Raw genomic sequence first — 26362 nt, forward strand, 5'->3', positions numbered from 1 at the left:
TAAATCTTTAAAAAAATAGCCCATCTTAGAATGGGCTATTTTTTCTATTGCTCTAAAATCTTAGAAGTAATTTAAAAAAGAAAAAATAAAGGGCGATCATTGCCACCCATTTAAATCTTAAATAACAGCTTAAATATTATTTAAAGTCAGAGAAATGTTATTGACCATATGAATCAGACGAGGACCAATCTCATTTTCCAGTTTTTCCTGATTGAGTAAATAAGTTGGCGCGCCGCAGTTAAAGGTCAAAATACCATGTTTAGGATGAATCAATGGCACTGCAACAGAGTTCACATCTTTGGTCCAGTCACCCAGAGATAGGCAATAGCCATAATCCTGATAATCACGGATGGCACGTTCTAAATTACGCTTAATGGTTGGCCATTGATCTTCATTTCTTTTCTTGATCGCATCAAATAGATATTCACGTTCTTTAACTTCCATCGCAGCCAGACAGGCACGGCCCATCGCACTACTATGAATAGGCAGGGTAGAGCCAACTGGACGACGCATGGTCAAAGTAGACTCTGTGTGAACGACTTCCAAATAAATCATGCTCAGACGATCACGTGTTGCCATGGCGACAGGCGCTTGCGCATAACGTGACATTTCTTCCATAAATGGATAAGCCTGGGTACGTGCCGAAATATTGCTGAGCGCCGCATAACCCAGAGCCAATACACCAACGTCCAACAGGTATTTGGTCGTATTCGGTAACTGTTTTAGATAACCTAAAGAAACCAACGTGCTGGTGATCCGGGCAACAGTCGGTTTTGGCAGATTAGTGAGTTGTGCAATTTCTTGGTTGCCCAGTAATTGATTCGTTGCGGAAAAACATCTGAGGATTTCTAAACCACGTGCAATAGACGCGATAAATTGTGGGTTATTTTCTCTATGAATATGTGAAATCGGATCTAAACGGATCTCATCAAAATTAGGTATTTCACCAGTTTTATTTTTTGTCATGGTCAGAGCAATTAAAGGTAAATTAATAAATATGATAGCAATTAAATTTCACGATACAAAATAAAACACTTCTATTAGTGATAAAAATAAATAAAAAAGTGCTCACTTTATCTGTATTTAAGTTAATTAGCGCTATTCAGCTAAAAACCATGCAGAATCTATAGGTTTTTGAGACCTGTAATGATTTTTAAGTATCTTTAGAAAATTTAAAGTTCGCCAGATAAAATTTCAGGAAAATGGAGCCAATCAAAACGAGAATCATCAGCACGATTTAATTGAAATCTTATTATCTCGCTGCGCTTTTATAGAATCAATTATGATCTGATTCAAATCATCTCACTCTTTTCTAAATCTACCAACAATCTAAAAATTTCGCATTGTGAAATAAAATTCTAACTAAAATTTTTAATTAAAGCTAGAAAAATTTGCTTTTTTGCTTAAAAAATAAAATTTTTAATAATTTTTCTTGCTCAAAATGAATTTTTATGATTATTTATTTCGTATTACGAAACTAAAATTAAAGGGTAAAGGAATTTACCCAGATGAACTAAATAACATGGAGATCCCTATGATTCGCGATCCGGAAATGCTCGAGCAACTTCTTTCGACTATTCGTAACTTTGTCAAAAATGAACTAGTCCCTTTAGAACATGAAGTTGAAGAAAGTAACGCGATTCCTGAGCGTATTGTCGAGCAGATGAAAGAATTGGGTCTGTTTGGCCTAACTATTCCAGAGGAATACGGCGGTTTAGGTATCACCATGGAAGAGGAAATTCTGGTCGCAATGGAATTAGGCCGTACATCGGCTGCATTCCGTTCTTTGATCGGGACCAATAACGGGATCGGTTCAAGCGGGATCGTGATTGACGGTACAGAAGAGCAAAAACAGAAATACCTGCCACGTTATGCGACTGGTGAAATCATTGGTTCATTCTGTTTAACTGAGCCAGATTCAGGTTCAGATGCAGCATCTTTAAAAACCAGCGCGGTTAAAGATGGCGATTACTATATTTTAAACGGTACCAAACGTTTTATTACCAATGCACCGCGTGCAACGACATTTACGGTGATGGCGCGTACCAATCCTGACATCAAAGGTACAAGCGGCATTTCTGCATTCCTGGTAGAAGCGAATACTCCGGGCCTAAGTCTGGGCAAAATTGATAAAAAAATGGGCCAACATGGTTCATACACTTGTGACGTGATTTTTGACAACTGTAAAGTTCATAAAGATCAGTTGATCGGTGGTGTTGAAGGCATTGGCTTTAAAACTGCAATGCGTGTCCTGGATAAAGGCCGTCTGCACATTGCTGGCTATAGCGTAGGTATGGCAGAGCGTATGCTGGAAGACGCTTTAAATTATGCAGTGGAACGCAAGCAGTTCGGTCAACCGATTGCGAGTTTCCAGCTTATCCAAGGCATGCTGGCAGACTCTAAAGCTGAGATTTACGCAGCCAAATGTATGGTTCTAGATGCTGCTCGTCTGCGTGACGAAGGTAAGAATGTGACCACAGAATCTTCATGCGCGAAAATGTTTGCCACTGAAATGTGTGGCCGTGTAGCGGATCGCTGTCTGCAAATTCATGGTGGCGCGGGCTATATCAGTGAATATTCAATTGAACGTTTCTACCGTGATGTGCGTTTATTCCGTCTGTATGAAGGTACAACTCAAATCCAGCAAATCATCATTGCACGTGAAATGATTAAACAAGCAACCGCTTAAGCAGCAAATTTTAGAATATTGGAAATATTAAAATGAGCACAAGAATTAGATTTGACTGGCAAGATCCATTCTTACTGGAACAGCAACTGACTGAAGAAGAGCGCATGATCCGTGACAGCGCACATGCCTACTGTCAAGACAAGCTGATGCCACGCGTACTAGAACAGTTCCGTCATGAAAAAACTGACCCAACGATTTTTCGTGAAATGGGTGAGCTGGGTCTGCTGGGCCCAACCATTCCTGAGCAATACGGTGGCGCAGGTCTAAACTATGTCAGCTATGGTCTGATTGCACGTGAAGTAGAACGTGTGGATTCGGGTTATCGTTCAATGGCCAGCGTACAAAGCTCGCTAGTGATGGTGCCAATCAATGAATTTGGTTCTGAAGAACAGAAGCAGAAATATTTACCGAAATTGGCGACCGGTGAATATATCGGTTGTTTCGGTCTGACTGAACCAGATCATGGTTCTGATCCGGGCAGCATGATTACTCGTGCCAAAAAAGTCGATGGTGGTTACCGTCTGACTGGCGCAAAAATGTGGATTACCAACAGTCCGATTGCAGATGTCTTTGTGGTTTGGGCAAAAGAAGTGTCTCCTGAAGGCAACGTCGGTGATATTCGTGGTTTTATCTTGGAAAAAGGCTGGGAAGGGCTTTCTGCCCCAGCGATTCACGGTAAGGTTGGCCTGCGTGCTTCGATTACCGGTGAAATCGTGATGGACAATGTTTTTGTTCCAGAAGAAAACGCGTTCCCGGAAATTCGTGGTCTAAAAGGTCCATTTACCTGTCTGAACAGTGCCCGTTATGGTATTGCCTGGGGTGCGATGGGTGCAGCTGAATTCTGTTGGCATACAGCGCATCAATACACCATGGACCGTAAACAGTTTGGCCGTCCATTGGCTGCGAATCAGCTGATCCAGAAAAAACTGGCAGACATGCAAACTGAAATTGCATTGGGTCTGCAAGTGGCTTTACGTTTCGGACGCATGAAAGATGAAGGCATTGCTTCAGTAGAAGGCACTTCACTGATCAAGCGTAATAACTGTGGTAAAGCTTTAGACATTGCCCGTTTAGCGCGTGACATGATGGGTGGTAACGGGATCTCTGATGAATTTGGTGTAGCTCGTCATCTGGTGAATCTGGAAGTGGTCAACACTTATGAAGGTACCCATGATGTACATGCCTTGATTCTAGGTCGTGCTCAAACAGGAATTGCTGCATTCTCCAACTAAATGCAGATCAACCTCTAGCCAGCATTGCTGGCTAGTTTGTTTTGGCTGACTTCTATTGAAGTCAGCCAATCCAGTTCTGGGATGGATTTTAAAAATCTAGTCAGATTCAGAATTAAAGATCAATCAAACCCTTTATGTTTCATTTAATTAATTAGGTGAAACATAAACTTCTAAAAGGCACAGGAGTGCCAGCAAAGTGTAAAGGACATTATGAATACGCTTAATTCACAACAAAACCTTCTACCAGAAGAAAATATGCCTAAGAAAAAGGTCTGGATTCTGGCTTTTATCTTTTCATTTTTAGCGTTATTGGTAGACGGTGCAGATCTTGCACTATTAGCCTACAGTCTAACCAGCCTCAAACAAGAATTTTCTTTAAGTAGTATTCAGGCAGGTGCACTCGGTAGCTGGACACTTGCTGGTATGGCCATTGGTGGCTTTTTTGGTGGCTGGGCTTGTGACCGCTTTGGACGAGTTCGGGTGATTGTTGTTGCGATCGCTTTATTCTCTTCATTAACCTTCTGGCTGGGCTTCACTCAAAGCTATGAAGAATTCAAATGGTTGCGATTCTTTTCAGCAATTGGCTTAGGTGCCCTCTATATTGCCTGTAATACTCTAATGGCAGAGTATGTGCCAACAAAATATCGTTCTACAGTACTTGCTGCTTTAATGACAGGTTGGACACTTGGTTCAGTCGTTGCCACTGTACTTGCAGGATGGCTGCTTCCAGAGCTAGGCTGGCGTTACCTTTACTATATTGCCATTGTTCCGATTGTTCTTGCCATTGGCATGTTCTTCCTGGTACCAGAACCACAAGCCTGGTTAAAGGCACGTCAAGAAAGATTGGCCGCCAAAGCCAGCGGCGTAGTGCAGGAAAAACCGAAGAATACGTTTAAAATGATTTTTGCCGATGCTTTAAGCCGTCGCATGTTCATCCTCTGGTCATTCAGTACTGCATTTTTACAGTTTGGTTATTACGGTGTAAGTAACTGGTTACCGGCTTATCTGGAATCAGACTTAGGTATCAAATTTAAAGAAATGACCACCTATATGATTGGGACCTTCCTGATCATGATGTGTACCAAAGTGATCGCAGGTATTATTGCGGATAAAATTGGTCGTCGTGCTGTATTTGCTTTCGGTACCATGGGCACCGCAATCTTTATCCCCATCATTGTCTTTGGCAACACACCGGACAATATCTTATGGCTCATGCTGTTTTTCGGATTCCTTTACGGTATTCCATATGGCATTAACGCGACTTATATGACTGAAAGTTTCTCTACCAAAGTCCGTGGTACAGCTACAGGTGGCGCTTATAACATTGGCCGTCTAGGCGCAGTATTGGCACCTTTAACCATCGGTTATTTTGCGCAAGGTGGCTCAATTGGTACAGGTCTACTCATCATGAGTGTGGCTTATTTTATTTGTGGCCTGATCCCGGCGATTTTCATTAAAAACCGTTTATTTGACCCACAAAAAGCTGACTAATTAATTGATCAAACATTTATAAAGACAGGAAGATGCTAGGAAGCAATTAAATGAATAAAATCACACAGGATATCGAAACCATACTCAAGCAGATTCCAGATGGTGCGCATATTATGACCAGTGGCTTCGGTCTGGCAGGACAGCCAATCGAACTGATTGAAGCTTTGATTGATATGGGTCCTAAAGATCTGACCATCATCAACAATAATGCTGCTTCTGGTGATCGTGGCTTAACCAACCTGTTATTGTCAGGACTGGTGAAAAAAATGATCTGTTCATTTCCTCGTGCCAATAACTCCAAGGTGTTTGAAGAGCTGTATAAAGCTGGAAAGGTTGAACTAGAGTTGGTACCACAAGGCAACTTGGCTTGCCGTATCCAGGCAGCGGGTGCAGGTCTGGGCGCTATTTTTACGCCTACAGGTTACGGCACCAAGATTGCTGAAGGCAAAGAAACCCGCCATATCAATGGCAAGGACTATGTGCTGGAATATCCAATTCATGCAGACTATGCCTTGGTTTATGGCAATCAGGCTGATCAATGGGGCAATTTAACCTACCGTAAAGCAGCCCGAAACTTTGGCCCGTTAATGGCAAAAGCAGCCAGAACAACAATTGCCCAAGTGCATGAAATTGTAGAGCTAGGCGAGCTTGATCCAGAGATTATCGTAACGCCGGGTATTTTTGTGCAGCATGTGGTGAAGGTAGGAGATATCAAATAATGACAATTCAAAAACGTACACGCGAACAGATTGTAGAAAAAGTTGCACAGGATATTCCGACCGGTTCTTATGTGAATTTAGGCATTGGCTTACCAACACGCGTTGCCGGTTATTTAAAGCCTGAGCAAGATATTGTCTTGCATTCCGAAAATGGCGTTCTGGGTTTTACCGCTTTAACTGATCCTGATCAAGCTGATGATGATCTGATTAATGCCGGTAAAGAACTAGTCAGCATGCTGGATGGCGGCAGTTTTATGAACTCTGCAGATTCCTTCGATATTATGCGTGGCGGCCATTTAGATTTCTGTATTATGGGCGCCTTTCAGGTTGCTGTGAACGGTGATCTCGCTAACTGGCATACCGGTGCACTGGATGCAGTTCCAGCGGTGGGTGGGGCGATGGATCTGGCGGTTGGTGCTCGCTGTGTCTATGTTTGCATGGAACATGTCACTAAAAATGGCGAACCGCGAATTGTGGAAGAGCTGACTTATCCAATTACTGGTAAAAACTGCGTTGACCGTATTTATACCGATTTGTGCATTATTGAACTCAAAGATAATCAGGCTTGGGTGCTAGAAATAGTGGATGGCTTGAGTTTCGAAGAACTTCAGCAACAGACCGGATGCAAGTTGCTCGATGGCCGTGCAGCTGCACAGTTAAAAGCATCCATATAATAAGCTAAATCTTTTAAATATGGTTAAAAATCGCAGCTTAGGCTGCGATTTTTTTATGTGCTGTATATTTTTGTGCTTAGTTGCGTATTCTAAAAGCGGACATTTCTATTTTGGGCTTACACTTTAGAGTTCGTATAACAGCCATTATGTTAAATAAGTCATAAATTAACCTGAATTCTGCTTAACCCAACAATTCGATTACAAAATTATTGGTTTGAGCAAAATTAAAGTTATTTAAAATACTTAAATCAGAATTTTATGTTTAATATAAACTATATAAAGAAAATTAATTAAAAAAAAGAAAGTATATAAATAAACATCTAATCTGGAAATTTTAATGAAATTCATATAATCGTCTTTAAAATTAATGATCACTCCATCTTGGTTCCACATTCTAAAAATAATATTTCTATTTTTAGATGTTATATAATACTCAATCATATAAATTTTATGATTGTTTTTTCCACTTGAGATATATGGGCACTTTATATTTACTAAATGGCATTGGAATAATAGTTTTTCATTATTTTTTATCTTAATAACTTGAGGTATACCATAACGTGTTGGCGTTCTTCCCTTTAAAACGTAAGTATTTCCTTGAAGGGTAAATTTATCTATAATTAAATTTTTCTCCATTTCTTCAATATTTATTGATTGATAGATTCTCTTTTCTTTTATATCAAGAATATTAAAAAAAATTAACATCAAAATTAAAAAAATACCAACAAAAAATATATATAAATTTTTTTCTATTTTTATTTTTAGTAGATTAAGTATATAAAAAATGAAAGGTATAAAAAATATAAACCCATAAAAAATCGAGTATTTAATAAAATAAAAAATAAAACTATATTTTGTTGTTTGAATTATAGAGCAATAGACTGAAACAAATAAAACTAAAAATAAACCAAATAAAAAAAATACTCCATAATATTTTTTATCCTTATTACCCATAAAATTAGATATTTCAATCATTATTTTCTCAACTAATAATATTTTTCTATTTCTATGAAAAGTAGGCTTTACTTAACTTACTACACCTAGGATTTAGTCTAGTATGATAACGAAGACTAGATAATTTCTTAAAGATTTCCTAAAATTAACATAATACACGTTATACGCAAGTATTTTATTTATTTTTATAAATCATATTCTTACCGTATAACAAAAAAGCCCAATCATCACAGATTGGGCTTTTTTATAGTTTTTCATGTTTCACACTCAATAAATTAGCAATGTTCCACGGTTTTATGTAGTTTCATTTAACCCCAGAACAGAAAAAAATGTCCATATGAAATAAGAATAGATATCCAAGTAATTATGGTTTAGGAACATTCTCTATTTAAGTGAAAAAAGAATTCAATACTTGGCCTGAAAATGATGCTGGCAGGAGTGAACTCTTTTTTTTGGTAACCAAGTCATCCACTCCCTAGCAATAAATTCCAATATAGAAATGCAGAGATAATGTGTCATGTACTGCGCACCCAATCTTATATTCTATGAGTTCACAGTATTTAAATTTATTTTAATTAGGACTGGGACTGGATATTGACCAGATTGCGTTCTCGGCTTAGGTCGTAGCGGTTAATACTAAAGATGAGCAGGGCAAAGACAAAGCCCAATGCAACGCAGGCTGACCAGCCGTACATTTTCCATAGGTTTAGCGATAGAAATGCACCGATTCCAGCACCTGAAAAATAACAGGTCATATAGATCGCATTAATACGGGAACGGGCCTGCACTGAGATCCGATATACCAGATTCTGATTTAAAACATGTAGCGAAGAAATCCCAAAATAGGCAGGAATTAATCCAATGATATATACCCATAAATAGCTTTGCGCAAAAAACAGGGGAATCCAGGCCAGAATTAAGCCCGTTGTAGCGAGTTGTGCCACCCATTTTTCTCGGTGCCGTCCAATCATTTTACCAGTCCATTGTGATGACCAGATGCCAACCACACCAACAATGCCCATCAAGCCAATCTGGAAATCATTAAAATGATAGGGTGCTTCCGCCAGCACAAAAGTCATGGTGGTAAAAATAATACTCAGCATACCAAAGCCCAAACCACCAATGATGCTGCGTCGAATCAGCATCGGTTCAGTCTTGGCAAAGGTAAATAATGAACGATAAATCTGCAAGATGCTCATCTGTAACTGACTTTTCGCTTTAGGTAACTGATACCACATAGCGATACTCAATAAGAGAATAGAACAGCCACTCAATAGGTAAACGGCATGCCAGGACCATAAGGTAGAAATCAGTCCTGATACAGTTCGGGCAAATAGAATACCGACTAGAACACCACTCATCAGCAGACCGACCACTTCAGCACTTTTTTCTCGTTGAGACAGGTTAGCGGCAAAAGGAATCAGAATCTGAGTGGTAATGGAACAGAAAGAGGCGAGTAGGGTAAAACCATAGAGCATATGCAGATTAGTACTGGCAGAAAGTCCGATCAGTGCCAGTCCGGTACATAGCATGAGGCTGCAAATATAGAGACGTTTTTCAAATAAATCGCCTAGAGGTACAAACAAAAATAACCCAGTGGCATAACCAATCTGGGTTAAAACGACAGTCCAGCCAGACTCGGCCACACTGATATGCAGATCTTCTGCGATAGAATAAATTAATGGCTGGTTAAAATAGTTACAACCTGCGCAAAGTGCGCAGGTCATAGCCATCATAAACATAAACTTTCTTGAAATTTGCCCTTGGGCTGACATCCTTGTCTCCTAAGGCTTTAGAAACTATAAGTCGCTGATAAGTTCACACGAGAAACATCCGCTTCTCGATTATCAAAAGTTTCACGCTTACCGTGGTGATATTCTGCGCCCAGATTAACCTTTGGAACTGGAGAATAAATCACGTTCGCTACATAGTCAGTTAAACGTTTATTGGTTTCAGGATTCGCGCGTGCATAGTCGCTAGAATCATCAAAATCAACAACGCTAGCATTAATGCTACTACGTAGTTTCGGCGTGAATTTATGTGTAAAGCCGATATTTAAGCTATTAAACTCATTCAGTAAAAGTTCATTATTGATTGGATCGACTGAGTAATCTCCACCCCAGGCAGCACCGTCGGTGGTTGAACCTTGAGTCAAGAAAGCTGCAATACGCTGGTCGCCAACCATATGGAAATAGTTACCCTGAATCGAGTTTTGATCATTGAGATGATAACGTCCACCAAGGCCTACACCCCAACCAACTTTTTCAATATCACCTGTATCTGTTTGCGCTTGCTTTTGATTGACAAAGCCTTGAGCCAATAAATGCAGCGGCCCTGATTGATGAACATATTTAGTGGTTAAAGCAGGTAGGGCAGAAGAACGATCACCACCGGCCATATACTCCAGACCTACATTCCAGGTATTTTCCGGATCAAGTTTGAAAGCATAGCTGACTTGAGGCGTACGTAGAACTGACCCACCCAGCAATAAACTGTAATCGACAGCTTCAGTACTAATTTCCGGTGTAGACATCAATGACCAGGCCTGACCAAAAGTCCAGTTATAGTATTTTAAATGTGCATGACGAATACGTAATCCACCATCGCCTTTACCATTATTGGTCCAGAAGTCAGCTTCTAAACGTGCAGAAATATTCTGGTTTCCACCCAAGTCTTTCGCCAGGAAACCAATTCGGCTGGCAGCTGCAGTAAAATCTGAACGGGTAGAGTCAGGCTCAGTAAAAGGGACTTTATTAATCTGGTTAATGGTACGGCCACGAGCTTCAGTAGTACTTTTGAAATCGACTGCGCCATCAAAGCGAATCAATCCATAGACATCGACATTATCTACCATTGAACTCAAAGTTTTAGAGTCTTGCGCTTTGGCTTTTTCCTGCTGGTTTTTAAACGCAAGTTGCGCGGCTTTTTGCTGTTCCAGTTCGGCTTGGATTTGCTTTAACTGTGATTCTAAAAACTGCATCCGGTCTTCAGACGCTTCTGCTGAAAATGCCTGTGCTGAAGCAATACCACATAATGTCGCTAAAACTAATTTTTTCATTTCTTAATCCCTAAAGAAATTTTCTGATATCTAAGAAGGAAAATCTTTCCTTATCGTTGCTCTAATTGCTAAATGCAGAGATGCTGACTTTTAAATGATGAATACGAGTCTAGTTCAACCCAGAAACATCCTGTTCAGGTCAAAGGGTATGTATTTGATATTTAAAGTCATCAAAATATGGATGAAGGAGGGCAATGAATTCATAGCCCTCCTGAGTTAAAAGTTATTCAGCTTTTTGTGGATCGTATAAACGGTCTTTAATAAACAGGGCAGGAATCAAACCGCATAGGAAGTAAGCTGCACCCATCACCAATAGACCCGTACCGATCGAACCATTCATCGCAAGATAACCAATCGTAATTGGAGCGAATATTGCACCGATACGACCAATATTGAACGCACCACCGACTGCTGTACCACGAACCCCAGTTGGGAAACTTTCAGTTAAATAAGTTGCATTAATCGCATATGGAATACCGTACAGGAAACCGAAGATCAGCATCAGTACACCAATGTTATCAGCATTGTGCATATACACCACGACAGGAATAAACAGTGCTGTTCCCATGGTGCCGAAAGCAAACACAATACGGCGACCAATTTTATCAGCCACATAACCTGCAATGATTTTGGCAAACATCATGGTGATAAAGGTACCTACCATGTATAACGCCATTTCCTTGAATTTAATGCCCAATTCAGCTTCAAGATAACTTGGTAACCAGTTACTTACACCGAAATAACCGAATAGCAGGAAACCAGAGCTGAAAGACCATAAGATGAACATCTTGCCATGGGTCTTATCTTTAAGAATGGTGATATATGGATTGCCTTTTTTGGCATCATTATCCACGATCTGACCAGTTCTTTTCATTTCACGGACACGTTTCCATGACTCTGGTTCTGGTACCATAAAGTGCATCAAAATACCCAAAGCTAATGGGGCAATTGTCACCCAGTACAGCATACGCCAGCCGAATTCAGGAATAATCCAGCCAGAAACCATGGTAATCACCAATGAACCTAAAGTGAAACCAGTCATTAATGTTGCCAATACTGTAGTACGGTATTTGGTCGGTACGTATTCTGACATCAGGGTATTACAGGCAATATATAAACAGCCTAAACCTAAGCACGAAAGGGTGCGTAAAATCGCAAACTCTTGATAAGACTGGGCAAAACCTGAATAGGCAGACAAAATCGAGAAGGAAATAGTGGCCAATACGATGACACGTACGCGACCGAATTTGTCACAGGCCCATCCGCCAATAAAGCCACCGATCCCCATACCCAAAAGAGAATAACTTCCCAGAGCACCCGCTTGTACTGAAGTCAGTCCCCATTCTGCTTTCAAACTGGTCAAGCTGAAAGCCAGAATGCCAATGTCTGCACCGTCACATAGTAAAATCAAAAAAGCGAAGACAAAGGCCGTCATCCACAGGCGTTTAGGTGCCTGCTTAACGGTGCTGTCGGAGGAGACCCCCGTTTTAGTTTCCTCAGCTACGATGGTATCGCTTGTCATTCTTATATCCTCTATATATTAAAGTAGCATTCCTCTGCTACCGCTAAATCCATTTTCTTCCTCACGGAAAAGCATTTTCCTCATCTAAGGTCTAAGCGTCTGTGCGCATTCGTCCTGTTACGATCAGGCTGGATCTGATTTTTCCGTTTCACCTTGAGTGAAAAATCACTGAACAACGTAGTATCCTTATGACGGAAATTAATTTTTTTATTTTGTATTGTGGTTATTATTTGCATAAATGAATAACCAAAATTCTAATTAAATAATTAATTCCGTATTGCGAAATCAATTAATCATAAAATAGCCAACTGAACAAGAGTTTTTACTCTAATTTTTATTAAAAAATAACTTTTTTGAGTTTTTGAGAGAAAAAATCTTGATTTATGGGTCTAGAAACCGTAGTTTTATATAAAATAAAATTTCGCTATACAAAATAAATGGAGATTTTTGATGGAACAGGTAGTTCAAGTAGAGCAAATCTCGACACATGTGGCGATGGTCAAGATCCATCGTCCAGAAGCTAAAAATGCCCTGAATACAGAAGTACGTCAGAAACTGGCTGCGGCTTTTCTGCAATTGAATGACGATGAAAATATCCGTGCCATTATTCTCACTGGTGGTGAAACTGATTTCGCAGCAGGCGCTGACCTTAAAGAATTAGCCAATGCTGAAACCATCCAGATGATGCAGCGTCGTACTGAGCGTTACTGGCAAGCCATTGCACAATGTTCAAAGCCGGTGATCGCAGCAGTAAACGGTTATGCATTGGGTGGTGGCTGTGAACTGGCGATGCATGCAGACATTATCATTGCTGGTAAAAGTGCCCAGTTCGGTCAACCTGAAGTCAAAGTAGGGGTAATGCCGGGTGCTGGTGGTACACAGCGTTTATTCCGTGCCGTGGGTAAATTTCATGCAATGCGCATCATTATGACGGGTTGTCTGGTTCCTGCACCAGAAGCGTATCAGATTGGTCTGGTGTCTCAAGTAACGGAAGACAGCGAAACCCTGGCAACAGCAATCAAGATGGCTGAAGGTCTGGCAAAAATGCCGCCAATCGCGCTGGAACAAATCAAGGAAGTGGCTTTACTGGCTGAAGATGTGCCACTCAATGCCGGCTTAATGCTGGAACGTAAATCCTTCCAGATGCTGTTTTCTTCAGAAGATCAAAAAGAAGGTATGCAAGCCTTTATTGAAAAACGTAAACCAAATTATCAGGGACGATAAGCATGAGCATTCAAATTCAGAAAATCGGTATTATTGGTGTAGGTACGATGGGTGCGGGCATTGCCCAGATCGCAATTCAATCTGGCCATGATGTCGTGTTGTTTGATGCCAAAGCAGGTGCTGCTGAACAGGCACAGGAAAAGCTGGCTAAAACATTAAATACCCTGGCTGATAAAGGTAAATTCAGCCATGAAAAAGCTGCTGAAGATCTTGCTCATTTATCGATTGCTCATCAGATCGAAGACCTGAAAGATTGCGATTTAATTGTTGAAGCGATTATTGAAAATCTGGAAATCAAACAAAAGCTGATGCAGCAACTGGAAGGCATTGTGAAACCGGAAGCAATTCTGGCATCCAATACATCTTCACTCTCCATCAGTGCGATCGCTGCCAATTGCAGCCAGCCGGAACGCGTTGCCGGTTATCACTTCTTTAATCCGGTTCCACTGATGAAAGTGGTTGAGGTCATTGAAGGCTTTAATACCCGTGCTGATATTGTGGATGCGCTCACTCAGTTATCTACGAAAATGGGACATCGCCCGGTAAAAGCCAAAGATACCCCGGGATTTATCATTAACCATGCTGGCCGTGCTTTTGGTAGCGAAGCCTATGCGATTCTGAATGAAAATGTCACTCCATTTTATGACATTGACCGCATCTATCGTGACGGGATCGGTTTCAAAATGGGACCATTCGAGTTAGGCGATCTGACCGGCATGGATGTATCTCATCCAGTGAGCGAATCGATCTATCACCAATATTATGAAGAAGCGCGTTACCGCCCAAGCGTGATTACCCGCCAGCGTTTTATTGCCAAACAATTAGGCCGCAAAACTGGTAAAGGTTTTTATGATTACACTTCAGGTAGCAAAGTAGGTGATGTGGCTCCAACATTGGTTGAAAAGCTGGATCAATATCCATCGGTTTGGTTAGGTACAGAATATAGCGAAGACCGTCAGGCGCTTGAGCAATATCTGCAGCAGTTCAACATCCAGATTGAGCAAACTGAAACACCTTCAGCAGATGCTTTAATTTTAATTGCCACTTATGGTGAAGATGCCACTTCAGCCGCAGTTCATTATCAGGTGTCTCCGCAGCAAGTAGTCTGTATCGATCTACTTTACGGTCTAAATAAACACCGTACTTTAATGCCAACGTTTGTGACCAAAGCTGAACTGGTAACCGCAGCACAATCGATTTTCAATCTGGATGGTGTGACTGCGAGTACAATTCAGGAAAGCGTCGGCTTTGTGGCGCAACGTGCTTTGGCCATGATCGTGAATCTAGGCTGTGATATTGCCCAGCAAGGTGTTGCAACAGTAGAAGACATTAACGTTGCCGTGAAATTAGGCCTTGGTTATCCATACGGCCCAATTGAATGGGGCGATGTACTGGGTGCGGAAAAAATTCTGAAAATTTTAGACCGCATGACGGCGATTACCCGTGACCAGCGTTACCGTCCAAGTCCTTGGTTACGTCGCCGCGTTCAACTCGGTTTACCTCTTGTTCATACTACACATTAATTAAAAAGTTAAAGGAATAACACTCATGTTAAATGCTTATATTTATGATGGTTTACGTTCTCCAATCGGTCGCCATGCAGGAAGCCTGGCCACTGTGCGTCCAGATGATCTGGCAGCAACAGTCATTAAAAATCTGCTAGAAAAAACCAGTATTCCAGCAGCTGACGTAGAAGATGTGATCTTTGGTAGCACGAACCAAGCCGGTGAAGACAGCCGTAATGTGGCTCGATTTGCAGCATTGCTTGCTGGTATGCCAGTGACCGTTCCAGGTCAAACAGTTAACCGTCTATGTGCGTCGGGCCTGGGTGCTGTGATCGATTCAGCCCGTGCCATTACCGCAGGTGAAGGCGAACTGTATATTGCAGGTGGTGTAGAGAGCATGACACGTGCACCGTTTGTAATGGCTAAAGCTGAAAGCGCGTATTCACGTGATGCCAAAATCTATGACACCACCATTGGTACACGTTTCCCGAACCGTAAATTCACCGATCAGTTTGGCGCGCACAGCATGCCAGAAACAGGGGATAACGTCGCTGAAGAGTTTGGCATTACGCGTGAACAGGCAGATACTTTTGCTGCTGCATCACAAGCGAAATATCAAGCTGCAAAAGAAGCAGGTTTCTTTGAAGGTGAAATTACCCCGATTGAAGTTTCACAAGGGCGTAAATTACCGCCTAAATTAGTGACTGAAGATGAACATCCACGTCCATCTTCGACATTTGAAGCATTATCCAAGTTAAAACCGCTTTTCGAAGGTGGTGTGGTGACTGCAGGTAATGCATCAGGTATCAATGACGGCGCTGCAGCACTGATTATCGGCAGTGAAAAAGTTCAGGAACAGTATGGCTTAAAACCTTTAGCACGTATCCTGTCTTCTGCAGCCGCTGGCATTGAGCCACGCATCATGGGTGCGGGTCCAATCGAAGCGATCAAAAAAGCCGTAAAACGTGCAGGTTTGACGCTAGATGATATGGACATTATCGAGATCAATGAAGCATTTGCCAGCCAGGTATTATCTTGCCTGAAAGGTCTGGATGTGGCGTTTGATGATCCGCGTGTGAATCCAAATGGTGGTGGTATTGCAATTGGCCATCCATTGGGTTGTTCAGGTGCGCGTTTGGCCTTAACCGTTGCGCGTCAATTGCAGCGTACTGGGAAAAAATATGCCGTGATCAGCTTATGTATCGGTCTGGGTCAAGGTCTGGCGATGGTGATTGAAAACCCTGAAGCTGCTTAACAGCTTTAGTTATCGTATTAATGCCATGTATAGATGATATGCATGGCATTTTTTATTGGGCTATTTATATAGAAATAAAAATCCCTGCATATAGCAGGGAATATTCAAATCAGTTTAAATCAGCGTAAGGATTATTTGCGGCCAGTAACCAATAAAGTCGCTGAACCAAAGGCATAAATTTTACCGTCTTTATCGACAATTCGGCCTTCTGAAGTCAGCACATTACGTCCAATTCGGATCACTTCACCAATGGCTGTATAGGTTTCGCCATTTTTCATGGCTTTAAGCATTTTGACATTCAGGTCAATAGTGGAAAAACTGACACCAGCATCAACTGTGGTATGCACTGCTGCACCGGTTACGCTATCCAGAACAGTGGCGCAGAATCCACCATGAATGCCACCTTGCAGGTTGAAATGACGTTCATCTGGATAAACTTCATATTCCACATAGTTTTCACGGACAACACTGAGTTTCATGGGAATCAATTGTCCCATCGCTGAACCAGGCAATTCGCCATTTTTAATTGCAGTTAAATATTCGAGTCCATTCATTTGAGCTGTAGTCATATAGCTTCCCTTTAATAAAAATATTTCGCTTTATGAAATAATATTCTGTTTTTCTAAAATTATGATATAACAGATAGTGATCGAAATGCTATATTTTTCCAGGATGGAATGATGACAATAAAAAATCTCGTCACAGATGTTGAATGGCAGGCACGCTGTGAACTCGCAGCACTTTATCGTATTATTGCGCATTATCGGATGACCGACCTGATTGATACTCATATCAGCCTAAGAGTCCCAGATCAACCAGACTGTTTTCTGATTAACCAATATGGTGTCGCATTTGAAAAAATGCGTGCCTCAACACTGGTGAAGATTAATCATGAAGGACAGGTGGTAGAAAGCTATGAGCAGGACAAGCCAGTCAATATGGCAGGTTTTGTAATTCATTCTGCGATTCATGACGCGCATCCTCATCTCAACTGTGTCATTCATACGCATACTGCAGATGGTATTGCCGTCTCTGCTCAGAAACACGGGCTTCTCTCAATTTCCCAGCACGCCATGAAATTTTATCAACATGTAGCCTATCACGAATATGAAGGCGTCGCGCTTTCAACTGATGAGCAGGAGCGCCTGATTCAGGACTTGGGCAGCCATCGCGCCATGATTTTACGCAATCATGGCCTATTAACGGCTGGGGAAACCATTGCGCGGGCTTTTCATGAAATCTATTTCCTGGAGCGCGCCTGTCAGGCACAGGTGAAAGCCTTAAGCGGCGGTGCTGAATTGCATTATCCAGCAGAAGAAGTCCGAATTAAAACAGCCAAGCAGTTCGCCAGTCCTCTCATTGAACCGATTTTACAGCGTGCCTGGCAGGCCGCTTTGTCCCTGATTGAGCATCAATATACGGAGTATGCATCATGATTGTTATTTCCAGTTCTGTACCAAATATTGAAGCCATTCTGGTCAAGTCTTTTCAAAAATATGCGCCTGCTGGCAGTTTCTGTACAGTGGACAGTCCTGAAGCTGAACAGGCAACCACAGTCGCTGCCTGGTTTCCAGATCTGGAAAAAGTGCAGCAGCTACCAAAGCTTGGCCTGATTCATTCGATTGCTGCTGGGGTAGAACATTTAAACTTAAATGCTGTACGCCCAGATCAAGCCGTTTGCCGGGTACTGGATCCACATCACCAAAAGGGCATGTTTGATTATCTGCTTTGGGGCGTGCTGTATTTTCAGCGTTATTTTGACCGCATGATCCAACAGCAAAAGCAGCAGCTGTGGAAGCAGTATCGCCAGAGCTATAGCCATCATATGCAGATCGGGATTATGGGACTGGGGCATATGGGCGGATACGTAGCAGAACGTTTCGCAGACATGGGCTATCAAGTCTCTGGTTGGTCGAATTCCCCAAAAGACATTAATCAAGTCAAAAGTTATGTGGGTCAAGAACAGCTTTCCGAGTTCCTGGCGCAAAGTCAGATTCTGATTAACCTGCTACCACTCACCGAAGAGAATACTGGGATTCTTTCTGCTGAATTATTTCAGCAACTGCCTGAACAGTCAGCTTTGATTCATGTCGGGCGTGGCCAGCATTTAATCGAGCAGGATTTATTGGATGCACTGGATTCTGGCCATCTACGTGGTGCGATTGTTGATGTCTTTGAGCAGGAGCCATTACCTGCGGATCATCAGTTTTGGCAGCACGAAAAAATTGTGGTGACACCACATGTGGCCTCACATGCCCCAATGTCTGTGGTGGTAGAGCAGATACTAGAAAATGACCGTCGTTTAAATCAGGGTCTAGATTTGTGTCATCAAGTGGATGTCAATAAAGGCTATTAATTGTAGGGATACAGACAAAAAATAAGGAAATTGATGATGTGGGAAATGATTCAGACCCAGATTCAGCAAGGCGTCGCCACTTTAAGTTTTAACCGTCCAGATTCACTCAACAGTTTCAACCGGCAAATGCATGAAGAAGTCCAGCAGGTACTGAAAAGTTGGAATACGAATCCAGACATTCGGGTAATTGTGATTCGGGGTAATGGCCGGGCATTTTCAGCGGGACAGGATTTAAAAGAACGTGCCGGACAGCGCGGTAGTGTGCCGTTGCCTCCCGAAGGTTCGTTGGCCAAATATTATAATCCTTTGATTAATCTGATTCGTAAAAGTCCCAAACCGGTGATTGCAGCGGTAAATGGTGTGGCTGCCGGTGCAGGGGCTAATATCGCGCTGGCTTGTGATCTGGTCATTGCCAAGGAAAGTGCCAAATTTATTCAAGCCTTTTCTAAAATTGGCTTAATTCCTGATGCCGGCGGTACCTGGATGTTGCCGCGTTTAATTGGTTATGCACGTGCTATGGCATTAACCTTACTCGGTGAACCTGTGCATGCCAAAGAAGCGGCTGAAATGGGCATGATCTGGAAAATGATCCCTGATGCAGAATTTAATGCTTATATCGATGAGTTTGCACAGCGACTGGCACAACAGCCGACCTATGCACTGGCTTTAACTAAACAGGCGCTACAACGCAGTGCGGAAAATAGCATGGATCAACAACTGGAGCTGGAACAAAACCTGCAATACTTGGCCTTGAGTAGCCAGGATTACAAAGAAGGTGTACAAGCCTTTGTCGAAAAACGCCCTGCACAATTTACCGGACGCTAAGGAGAGCATTCATGAAAATTCAAACGCGTATTACCGAGCTTTTAGGCATTCGCTATCCGATTATTCAAGGCGGCATGATGTGGGTCGGTACCGCAGAAATGGCCAGTGCAGTCTCCAATGCAGGTGGTTTGGGAACGCTGACGGCATTGACGCAACCTACACCTGAAGCGCTGACCAGGGAAATTGCACGCTGCCGAGAAATGACGGATCAGCCTTTTGCGGTCAATTTAACTTTATTACCCGCTGTAAACCCACCGCCGTATGCCGAATATCGTCAGGCCATTATTGAAAGTGGAATCAAGATTGTAGAAACGGCAGGTAACAAGCCACATGAACATATTGAGGCCTTTAAACAGCATGGCATCATTGTAATTCATAAATGTACCTCGGTCCGTCATGCACTTTCAGCACAAAGAATCGGTGCGGATGTGATCTCGATTGATGGTTTTGAATGTGCCGGCCATCCGGGTGAAGATGATATTCCTGGGCTTATCTTAATTCCAGCAGCTGCTGATCAGCTTACCGTACCGATTGTGGCTAGTGGTGGTTTTGCTGATGGACGTGGTCTGGTGGCAGCACTTGCTTTAGGTGCTGAAGGAATCAATATGGGAACACGCTTTTGTGCTACTCAAGAAGCGCCGATCCATCCTAATATCAAGCAGTTTTATGTCGACAATGATGAAAGGGCAACGCATCTTCTTTACCGTCAGTTCAGAAATACTGCGCGTGTTGCGAAGAATGCAGTATCTGATCTTGTCGTTAAAATGGGTGAAGATCCAAATCTGGAATTTGAACAGATTCGCCCTTATGTCAGTGGCTTAAAAGGCAAGCTGGCTTTGGAAAATGGCGATGTTGATGCAGGCATACTGACAGCAGGTCAAGTGATGGGATTGATCCATGACATTCCAACCTGTCAAACGCTGATTGACACTATCATGCAAGAAGCAGAACAGATTGTTCAGCAACGTTTGGCTCAGTTTTTCCCGCGCTAGATCGCTTTATTTTAATCATTTAATCAAAAGCCATTCATTACCGAATGGCTTTTTTATACCAAAGTTTTAATTTTTTAAATGTGATTTTTTATGTCATGACTAGATTTTATACATGAACTTATATTATATTCGATCTAAAACATAATTTCGTATTATGAAATTAATTGTCATAAATATACAAATTAGAACTCATACAAGGGAATTACGATGAGAAATTATATTGCGCCATTAAAAGACATGAAGTTTGTGCTGAAAGATCTGCTCAATGTTGAACAGAAATACGAAGGCTATGCAAAGTTCGCAGACAAAGTTTCTATGGATATTATGGAACAATATCTGGAAGTCGCTGCGGACTTTTGCCAAAACGAACTTCTGCCAATTAATGCGACAGGCGACCAGCAGGGCTGCCGTTTGCAAGATGGCGTCGTAACTACACCAGATGGTTTTAAAGCAGCTTATGACAAATATGTAGAACTTGGCTTTACCTCATTAACTGGCGATGAAAAATATGGCGGCCAAGGCTTCCCGACTTTATACCGTATTGCCATTTCAGAAATTATCACGGCGACCAACTGGTCTTGGGGTATGTACCCAGGCCTGTCTCATGGTGCGATGCGTACTTTAGAACATCACGGTAGTGATGAACAAAAACAGAAATTCCTGGTGCCTTTAATTGCAGGACGCTGGACCGGAACCATGTGTTTAACTGAATCACATGCCGGTTCTGATCTGGGCCTAATCCGTACCAAAGCGGTGCCAAATGAAGATGGCAGCTACAGCATCAGCGGTGAGAAAATCTTTATTTCTGCAGGTGAACATGACCTGGCTGAAAATATCGTACATATCGTGTTAGCACGTTTACCGGATGCGCCTGCAGGTACCAAGGGTATTTCGCTGTTTATCGTGCCTAAATACAATCTGGATGAAGCTGGAAATGTGGCTTCTCGCAATGGCGTGGTGTGTAGCGCGATTGAACACAAAATGGGTATTCATGGCAATGCGACCTGTGTACTGAATTTTGATAATGCCAAAGGTTTCCTGATCGGGCCTGAAAACCGCGGTTTGAACTGCATGTTTACCTTCATGAACTCTGCCCGTATCGGTACAGCGATTCAAGGTTTGGCTGCAGCTGAATCTTCTTATCAAGGCGCGTTGGCTTATGCCAAAGACCGTCTGGCGATGCGTTCACTTGAAGGCGCGAAAGAGCCAAACCTGCCTGCGGATCCAATTATCGTGCATCCGGCAGTACGCAATATGCTACTGACGCAGAAAGTATTTGCAGAAGGTTCACGTGCCTTGGCTTATTATCTGGCGACTTATGCTGATATTGCTGAAGCAACGGATAATCCTGAAGAGAAGAAAGCCGCAGAAGATCGTCTGGCATTATTAACCCCAATTGCCAAAGCCTTAATGACTGAAACGGGTGTAGAAGCAGCCAAACACGGTATGCAGGTCTTTGGCGGTCACGGTTATATTGCTGAACATGGCATGGAACAGATTGCCCGTGATGCACGTATTGCCAGTCTTTATGAAGGCACCACTGAAATTCAATCAATCGATTTACTGGCGCGTAAAGTGCTGGGTTCAAAACTAGGTTTGTTGACTGCATTAACAGATGAAATCCAAGGTTTTGTGAAAGAGCATCAGCAACATGCCCAGTTTAACCAGCAGGTTGCACAAGTGAGCCAGTTGACTGAGCAATGGTTAGAATTAACCAAGACGATTCAGGCTCAGGCGCAACAGTCTGCCAATGAAATCGGTGCGGCATCTGTCGATTACCTATATTTCTCTGGTTATGTAGTGTCTTCGTATTTATGGCTGAAAATGGCGATTACGGCGCAGCAAAAAATTGAAGAAGGCAATACTGATCCGTTCTATGCAGCAAAGATCAAAACTGCGCAATTCTTCTTTGCACGCATTCTGCCAAGAACTTCAACTCACGTTGCCAATATTCAGGCCGGTGGTGAGAGCCTGTTCTTGCTTACACCAGAAGAGTTTAAATTCGATTAATCCTTTTACCCATGATCAATCTCTCGATCGTGGGTCTTTTTTCTTACTACTTTTTTCATCCTGCACAAAATTCAATATTGATGGGTGCTTTTTAGTATTGCATCGGCCATAAAACAACAAGATCAGGAGTCTATATGGATTTAGACACGATTACGCGACAATGTCCTTATGGTGATCTACACCTCACTTATCATGAAGTCGGACAGAAATCCTCATATCCCACCATTATTCTGATTCATGGCACAGGTGGAAATACCGACAAGCATTTCAGTTATATTTTTCCCATGCTCGGTATCCATCAGCGGGTTTTATCGATTGATTTACATACCCCAGATAAAGCCGATCTGGCAGTGACTGATTTTAGTCAGCAAGTTGAAGCATTGATTCAGCATACAGTGGCAGAAGATGAAGCGATTACTGTGGTGGGGTATTCACTCGGTGCCGTGATTGCTGCACAAGTAGCTGCCAGTCTCAAACAGCGTATCGCACGTTTGATTCTGTTAGCCGGTTGGGCAAAAACCAGTTCGGTGCAACAACTACGCACCACGATCTGGCAACAGTTATTTAATGATCAGTCTGCGGCTTTACCGCATTTTGTGAATTATTGCCTGTATAGCGATGATTATCTGTCTGCTCGAACTGAAAAACAGGTGCTCGATCTGGCACGTTTCGTCAAACCTTCCCAAGATGCAGCCAAACAGCGTGAACTTAATTATCGTATTGATATCACCGCCATTTTGCCGGACATCGCTGCGGAGACTTTGATCGTGGCTTGTCGTGAAGACCGTATGGTGCCATTAGCCCAAGCCAAATTACTGTTTGCTTCAATTCAGAACAGCCGCTATATCGAAATTTCTTCGGGACATGCGATTCATATTGAAACGCCAGCAGAGGCGGTGCAACTGATCAACCAGTTTAGCCAGCATCCAGAACAGTATCCGGCGAATCAAAAAATCCAGCCCATGATGCCTTAAAAAGGGAGAAAAATAATGCAAGCTCAAGGACAGCGCAGCAAGATTTTAATTGTAGGCAGCGGTTTTGGTGGATTAGGTATGGCGATCCGTCTTAAACAGCAGGGCATTCACGATTTTAAAATTATTGAACGTGCAGCAGAAGTAGGTGGCACATGGCGTGATAATACCTATCCCGGCGTCGCCTGTGATGTACCCTCACATTTATATTCTTTCTCTTTCATTAAAAATCCCAATTGGTCACGTGTCTTTCCGCAAGGGGCAGAAATTCAGCGTTATTTAATCCAATGCTGCGATCAGAAAAATATCCGGCCACATATCGATTTTCATACACAACTTGAAAATGCAAGCTGGAATGCCAAACAACGTATCTGGAATATTCAGACCTCTAACGGTCTGTATCAGGCAGAATTTTTAATCACCGCTACTGGGCATCTGGCAGATGAACATCTGCCACAAATTCCGGGACTGGATGAATTTCAAGGTCAGGTGATGCATTCTGCACGCTGGAATCACGAAGTGAGTCTGGATAATCAGCGCGTGGTTGTTGTGGGTTCAGGGGCTTCAGCTATCCAGCTTGTACCGGAAATTGCCAAAACAGCAAAAAGTCTAACCGTATTGCAACGCAGTGCACCGTATATTTTGCCGCGACCAGACCGACCTTATTCTGAGTCAGAAAAACAGCTCTTCCGCAAAGATCCGGATAGCATGTCAGCGTTAAGACATTCCTTGTTCTGGGGCAATGAATATAATTTTGCCCAGCGCCGTAATCTGAAAAGCCAGATCGAGCGGGTCAAGAAAAACTGCCTGCAATTCTTGAAACACCAGATTTCAGATCCTAAATTACAGCAGAAACTCACACCGAATTATGAACCGGGCTGCAAGCGTTTATTGCTGTCCAATGATTATTATCCGACTTTTCTAAAACCCAATGTCACGCTTGAAGACTCAGCTTTGGCTGAAATTACGAAAGATGGTGTGATCAGTAAGTCCGGCAATGAGTTTTCTGGAGATATCATCGTCTTTGCTACTGGATTTGAAGCAGCACGTCCACCTTATGCGGCAAAGGTGGTAGGTAAACATGGCTTAAGCCTTGAGCAGCAATGGTCTAGTGGTATGCAGGGTTATCAATCTACGACAGTCCATAACTTTCCAAATCTGTTTATCTTAAACGGTCCAAATACCGGAAGTGGGCATAATTCAGCACTTTATTTTCTGGAAACCCAGTTTGATCTGGTACTGGATGCCTTGCAGTTTTTTGAACAGGAACAGATTCAGGTCTTTGAAGCCGATCAGAACGCTGAAAATCGCTATATGCAAGAGTTACAGCAGCTTTCCCAAGGCAGTGTCTGGTTATCAGAAAGCTGTAAAAGCTGGTATCTAGACCCAGTGAGTCGCAAGCTGACTTTGGTCTGGCCAGATTATGCGCATTCATTTAGAGACAAAAACCAGCATTTTATTCGCAGTGGTTACCATTATGAATACATGGAAAATGCTCAAAGAAAAGTTGTCTGATTTTTAAATTTTATTCATTAAAAAAAACCAGTCTATTTGACTGGTTTTTTTATCAAAAGATGATAGAGATTAATCTGCTTTTTGCGGATCATATAAGCGGTCACGTATAAACAGTGCAGGAATCAGACCGCAAATAAAATAGGCACCTGCCATTACCAATAGTCCCGTTCCAATTGAGCCTCCATGAGCAAAATATCCAATTGTGAGGGGTGCAAATACTGCTCCGATACGGCCGATATTGAATGCACCACCTACAGCCGTACCACGAATCGAAGTAGGGAAGCTTTCAGTCATATATGTGGCATTAATGGCAAATGGCATACCATACAAGAAGCCGAACATGAGCATCAGGTACAAAATATTAGTTGGTGTATTGAAATAAATTACAATCGGAAGAAACAGGGCTGTGCCCATGGTTCCAAAAGCGAACAAGGCACGTCGTCCGAAACGATCTGCTAGAATCCCTGCGACGATCTTGGCAAAAATCATGATCATAAACGTGCCAACCATATAGCCAGTCATGGCCTTAAAGCTGATGCCCAGATCCGATTCCAGATAGGCAGGTAACCAGTTACTTAAACCGGCATAGCCAAATTGCAGGGCACCTGCACTTAAAATCCATAGTAAAAATATCCAGCGATGATTTTTATCCTTGAGAATGACTTTATAAGGATTCTCTTTTTTCACCTTAACTTTGCTAGCTGCTTCCTGACGTTTTAATTCACGTGAACGTAGCCATGAATCCGGCTCAGGAACAAGGAAATAAAGCAGAAAAGCCAGAACGATCGGGCAAATGGTAATCCAGTACAGCATACGCCAGCCATATTCAGGAATAATCCAGCCCGCCAGTAAAGTTGCACATAATGAACCTAAGGTAAACCGGTCATAAGTGCTGCCAGAACAGTCGTCCGGTATTTTTCGGAACATATTCTGACATTAAGGTATTACAGGCGATGTATAGGGAACCCAGTCCAATAGCTGCAATACTGCGAATAATTAAAAACTGATGGTAAGATTCGACAAAGCCCAAGGTGCAGGATAAGCTGGAAGCAAGAATCATATAAAATACAATAACTTTCACCCGGCCAAAACGGTCAAAGGCCCAACCGCCAATTAATCCGCCAATCACTCCACCGACCAGACTCCAGCTGCCTAAGGCACCTGCCTGAACCGTGGTTAAATTAAATTCAGCTTTGATACTGGTGAGGCTATAGGCCAAAAAAGCCAGATCAACACCGTCTGTAAGTAAAATAAGAAAACATAGAATAAATGCGGTCATCCATATTTTTTTAGGCTGAACTGTGACCTGTTCAGCTTCTAGCACTGAAGTTTCATACGTCATCATCGACATCCTTTCCTTGTTACGTTGT

Annotated in this window: 21 protein-coding genes and 1 pseudogene; 15 read left to right on the forward strand and 7 right to left on the reverse strand. The window is 42.3% G+C overall.

Annotated features, from left to right (window positions below):
- Positions 1–129: 129 nt before the first annotated feature.
- Positions 130–966, reverse strand: coding sequence for an IclR family transcriptional regulator (locus tag FTV31_RS06115; protein ID WP_180013658.1), 837 nt, complete (start codon positions 964–966; stop codon positions 130–132).
- 568 nt (positions 967–1534) lie between these two features.
- Between FTV31_RS06115 and FTV31_RS06120 the strand changes: the two genes are divergently transcribed.
- From FTV31_RS06120 to FTV31_RS06140, 5 genes are all read left to right on the forward strand, one after another.
- Positions 1535–2689, forward strand: coding sequence for an acyl-CoA dehydrogenase family protein (locus tag FTV31_RS06120; protein ID WP_180013660.1), 1155 nt, complete (start codon positions 1535–1537; stop codon positions 2687–2689).
- A 32-nt stretch (positions 2690–2721) separates the two neighbouring features.
- Positions 2722–3921 carry an acyl-CoA dehydrogenase gene (locus tag FTV31_RS06125; protein WP_005235711.1) on the forward strand — a complete coding sequence of 400 codons (1200 nt, stop codon included), beginning with the start codon at positions 2722–2724 and terminating at the stop codon, positions 3919–3921.
- A gap of 210 nt (positions 3922–4131) precedes the next feature.
- Positions 4132–5412, forward strand: a complete 1281-nt coding sequence (locus FTV31_RS06130; protein ID WP_004785691.1) for an MFS transporter — start codon at positions 4132–4134, stop codon at positions 5410–5412.
- 50 nt (positions 5413–5462) lie between these two features.
- On the forward strand, positions 5463–6131 hold the full coding sequence (locus FTV31_RS06135; RefSeq protein WP_180013662.1) for a 3-oxoacid CoA-transferase subunit A: 669 nt from the start codon (positions 5463–5465) through the stop codon (positions 6129–6131).
- Positions 6131–6805, forward strand: coding sequence for a 3-oxoacid CoA-transferase subunit B (locus FTV31_RS06140; protein ID WP_180013664.1), 675 nt, complete (start codon positions 6131–6133; stop codon positions 6803–6805). The genes FTV31_RS06135 and FTV31_RS06140 overlap by 1 nt, the downstream gene beginning before the upstream one ends.
- 243 nt (positions 6806–7048) lie before the next feature.
- Here FTV31_RS06140 and FTV31_RS06145 read toward each other — a convergent pair whose 3' ends face one another.
- The 4 genes from FTV31_RS06145 to FTV31_RS06160 form a co-directional block, all read right to left on the reverse strand.
- Positions 7049–7780 carry a hypothetical protein gene (locus FTV31_RS06145; RefSeq protein WP_180013666.1) on the reverse strand — a complete coding sequence of 244 codons (732 nt, stop codon included), beginning with the start codon at positions 7778–7780 and terminating at the stop codon, positions 7049–7051.
- A 554-nt stretch (positions 7781–8334) separates the two neighbouring features.
- Positions 8335–9534, reverse strand: coding sequence for an MFS transporter (locus FTV31_RS06150; RefSeq protein WP_180013668.1), 1200 nt, complete (start codon positions 9532–9534; stop codon positions 8335–8337).
- Positions 9535–9551: 17 nt separating this feature from the next.
- Positions 9552–10817 (reverse strand): DcaP family trimeric outer membrane transporter, encoded by a 1266-nt coding sequence (locus FTV31_RS06155; protein WP_180013670.1) that lies wholly within the window; start codon positions 10815–10817, stop codon positions 9552–9554.
- Between the two features lie 223 nt (positions 10818–11040).
- Complete coding sequence (locus tag FTV31_RS06160) at positions 11041–12339, reverse strand: MFS transporter (RefSeq protein ID WP_180013672.1); 1299 nt, start codon at positions 12337–12339, stop codon at positions 11041–11043.
- A gap of 450 nt (positions 12340–12789) precedes the next feature.
- Between FTV31_RS06160 and FTV31_RS06165 the strand changes: the two genes are divergently transcribed.
- From FTV31_RS06165 to FTV31_RS06175, 3 genes are read left to right on the forward strand one after another with little or no spacing between them, the layout of a single operon-like run.
- Positions 12790–13563 (forward strand): enoyl-CoA hydratase, encoded by a 774-nt coding sequence (locus tag FTV31_RS06165; RefSeq protein WP_004785705.1) that lies wholly within the window; start codon positions 12790–12792, stop codon positions 13561–13563.
- A gap of 2 nt (positions 13564–13565) precedes the next feature.
- Positions 13566–15086: a 3-hydroxyacyl-CoA dehydrogenase gene (locus FTV31_RS06170; protein WP_180013674.1), complete on the forward strand. Its 1521-nt coding sequence runs from the start codon at positions 13566–13568 to the stop codon at positions 15084–15086.
- A 25-nt stretch (positions 15087–15111) separates the two neighbouring features.
- Entirely contained in the window at positions 15112–16323 is a 1212-nt protein-coding gene (locus tag FTV31_RS06175) for a 3-oxoadipyl-CoA thiolase (protein WP_125278510.1), read from the forward strand.
- Positions 16324–16454: 131 nt separating this feature from the next.
- Here the strand turns inward: FTV31_RS06175 and FTV31_RS06180 are convergent, their stop codons facing one another.
- Positions 16455–16892 carry a PaaI family thioesterase gene (locus FTV31_RS06180; RefSeq protein WP_180012405.1) on the reverse strand — a complete coding sequence of 146 codons (438 nt, stop codon included), beginning with the start codon at positions 16890–16892 and terminating at the stop codon, positions 16455–16457.
- A gap of 111 nt (positions 16893–17003) precedes the next feature.
- Here FTV31_RS06180 and FTV31_RS06185 point away from each other — a divergent pair, with 111 nt between their 5' ends.
- The 7 genes from FTV31_RS06185 to FTV31_RS06215 all read left to right on the forward strand — a co-directional run bounded on the left by FTV31_RS06185 (position 17004) and on the right by FTV31_RS06215 (position 24992).
- Positions 17004–17759: a class II aldolase/adducin family protein gene (locus FTV31_RS06185; RefSeq protein WP_180013675.1), complete on the forward strand. Its 756-nt coding sequence runs from the start codon at positions 17004–17006 to the stop codon at positions 17757–17759.
- Positions 17756–18679: a glyoxylate/hydroxypyruvate reductase A gene (locus FTV31_RS06190; protein WP_180013677.1), complete on the forward strand. Its 924-nt coding sequence runs from the start codon at positions 17756–17758 to the stop codon at positions 18677–18679. The genes FTV31_RS06185 and FTV31_RS06190 overlap by 4 nt, the downstream gene beginning before the upstream one ends.
- 36 nt (positions 18680–18715) lie before the next feature.
- On the forward strand, positions 18716–19504 hold the full coding sequence (locus FTV31_RS06195) for an enoyl-CoA hydratase-related protein (protein WP_180013679.1): 789 nt from the start codon (positions 18716–18718) through the stop codon (positions 19502–19504).
- 11 nt (positions 19505–19515) lie between these two features.
- Positions 19516–20496: a nitronate monooxygenase family protein gene (locus FTV31_RS06200; protein WP_180013681.1), complete on the forward strand. Its 981-nt coding sequence runs from the start codon at positions 19516–19518 to the stop codon at positions 20494–20496.
- 207 nt (positions 20497–20703) lie between these two features.
- Positions 20704–22506 carry an acyl-CoA dehydrogenase C-terminal domain-containing protein gene (locus tag FTV31_RS06205; protein WP_125278516.1) on the forward strand — a complete coding sequence of 601 codons (1803 nt, stop codon included), beginning with the start codon at positions 20704–20706 and terminating at the stop codon, positions 22504–22506.
- Positions 22507–22640: 134 nt separating this feature from the next.
- Entirely contained in the window at positions 22641–23480 is an 840-nt protein-coding gene (locus FTV31_RS06210; RefSeq protein ID WP_180013683.1) for an alpha/beta fold hydrolase, read from the forward strand.
- Between the two features lie 15 nt (positions 23481–23495).
- Positions 23496–24992: an NAD(P)/FAD-dependent oxidoreductase gene (locus FTV31_RS06215; protein ID WP_180013685.1), complete on the forward strand. Its 1497-nt coding sequence runs from the start codon at positions 23496–23498 to the stop codon at positions 24990–24992.
- Positions 24993–25061: 69 nt separating this feature from the next.
- On the opposite strand, the pseudogene FTV31_RS06220 reads toward FTV31_RS06215, so the two are convergent.
- Positions 25062–26334: pseudogene (locus FTV31_RS06220) on the reverse strand (MFS transporter).
- Between the last annotated feature and the right edge of the window lie 28 nt (positions 26335–26362).

This window comes from Acinetobacter sp. YH16031 (genome assembly GCF_013417335.1).
GTDB lineage: Bacteria > Pseudomonadota > Gammaproteobacteria > Pseudomonadales > Moraxellaceae > Acinetobacter.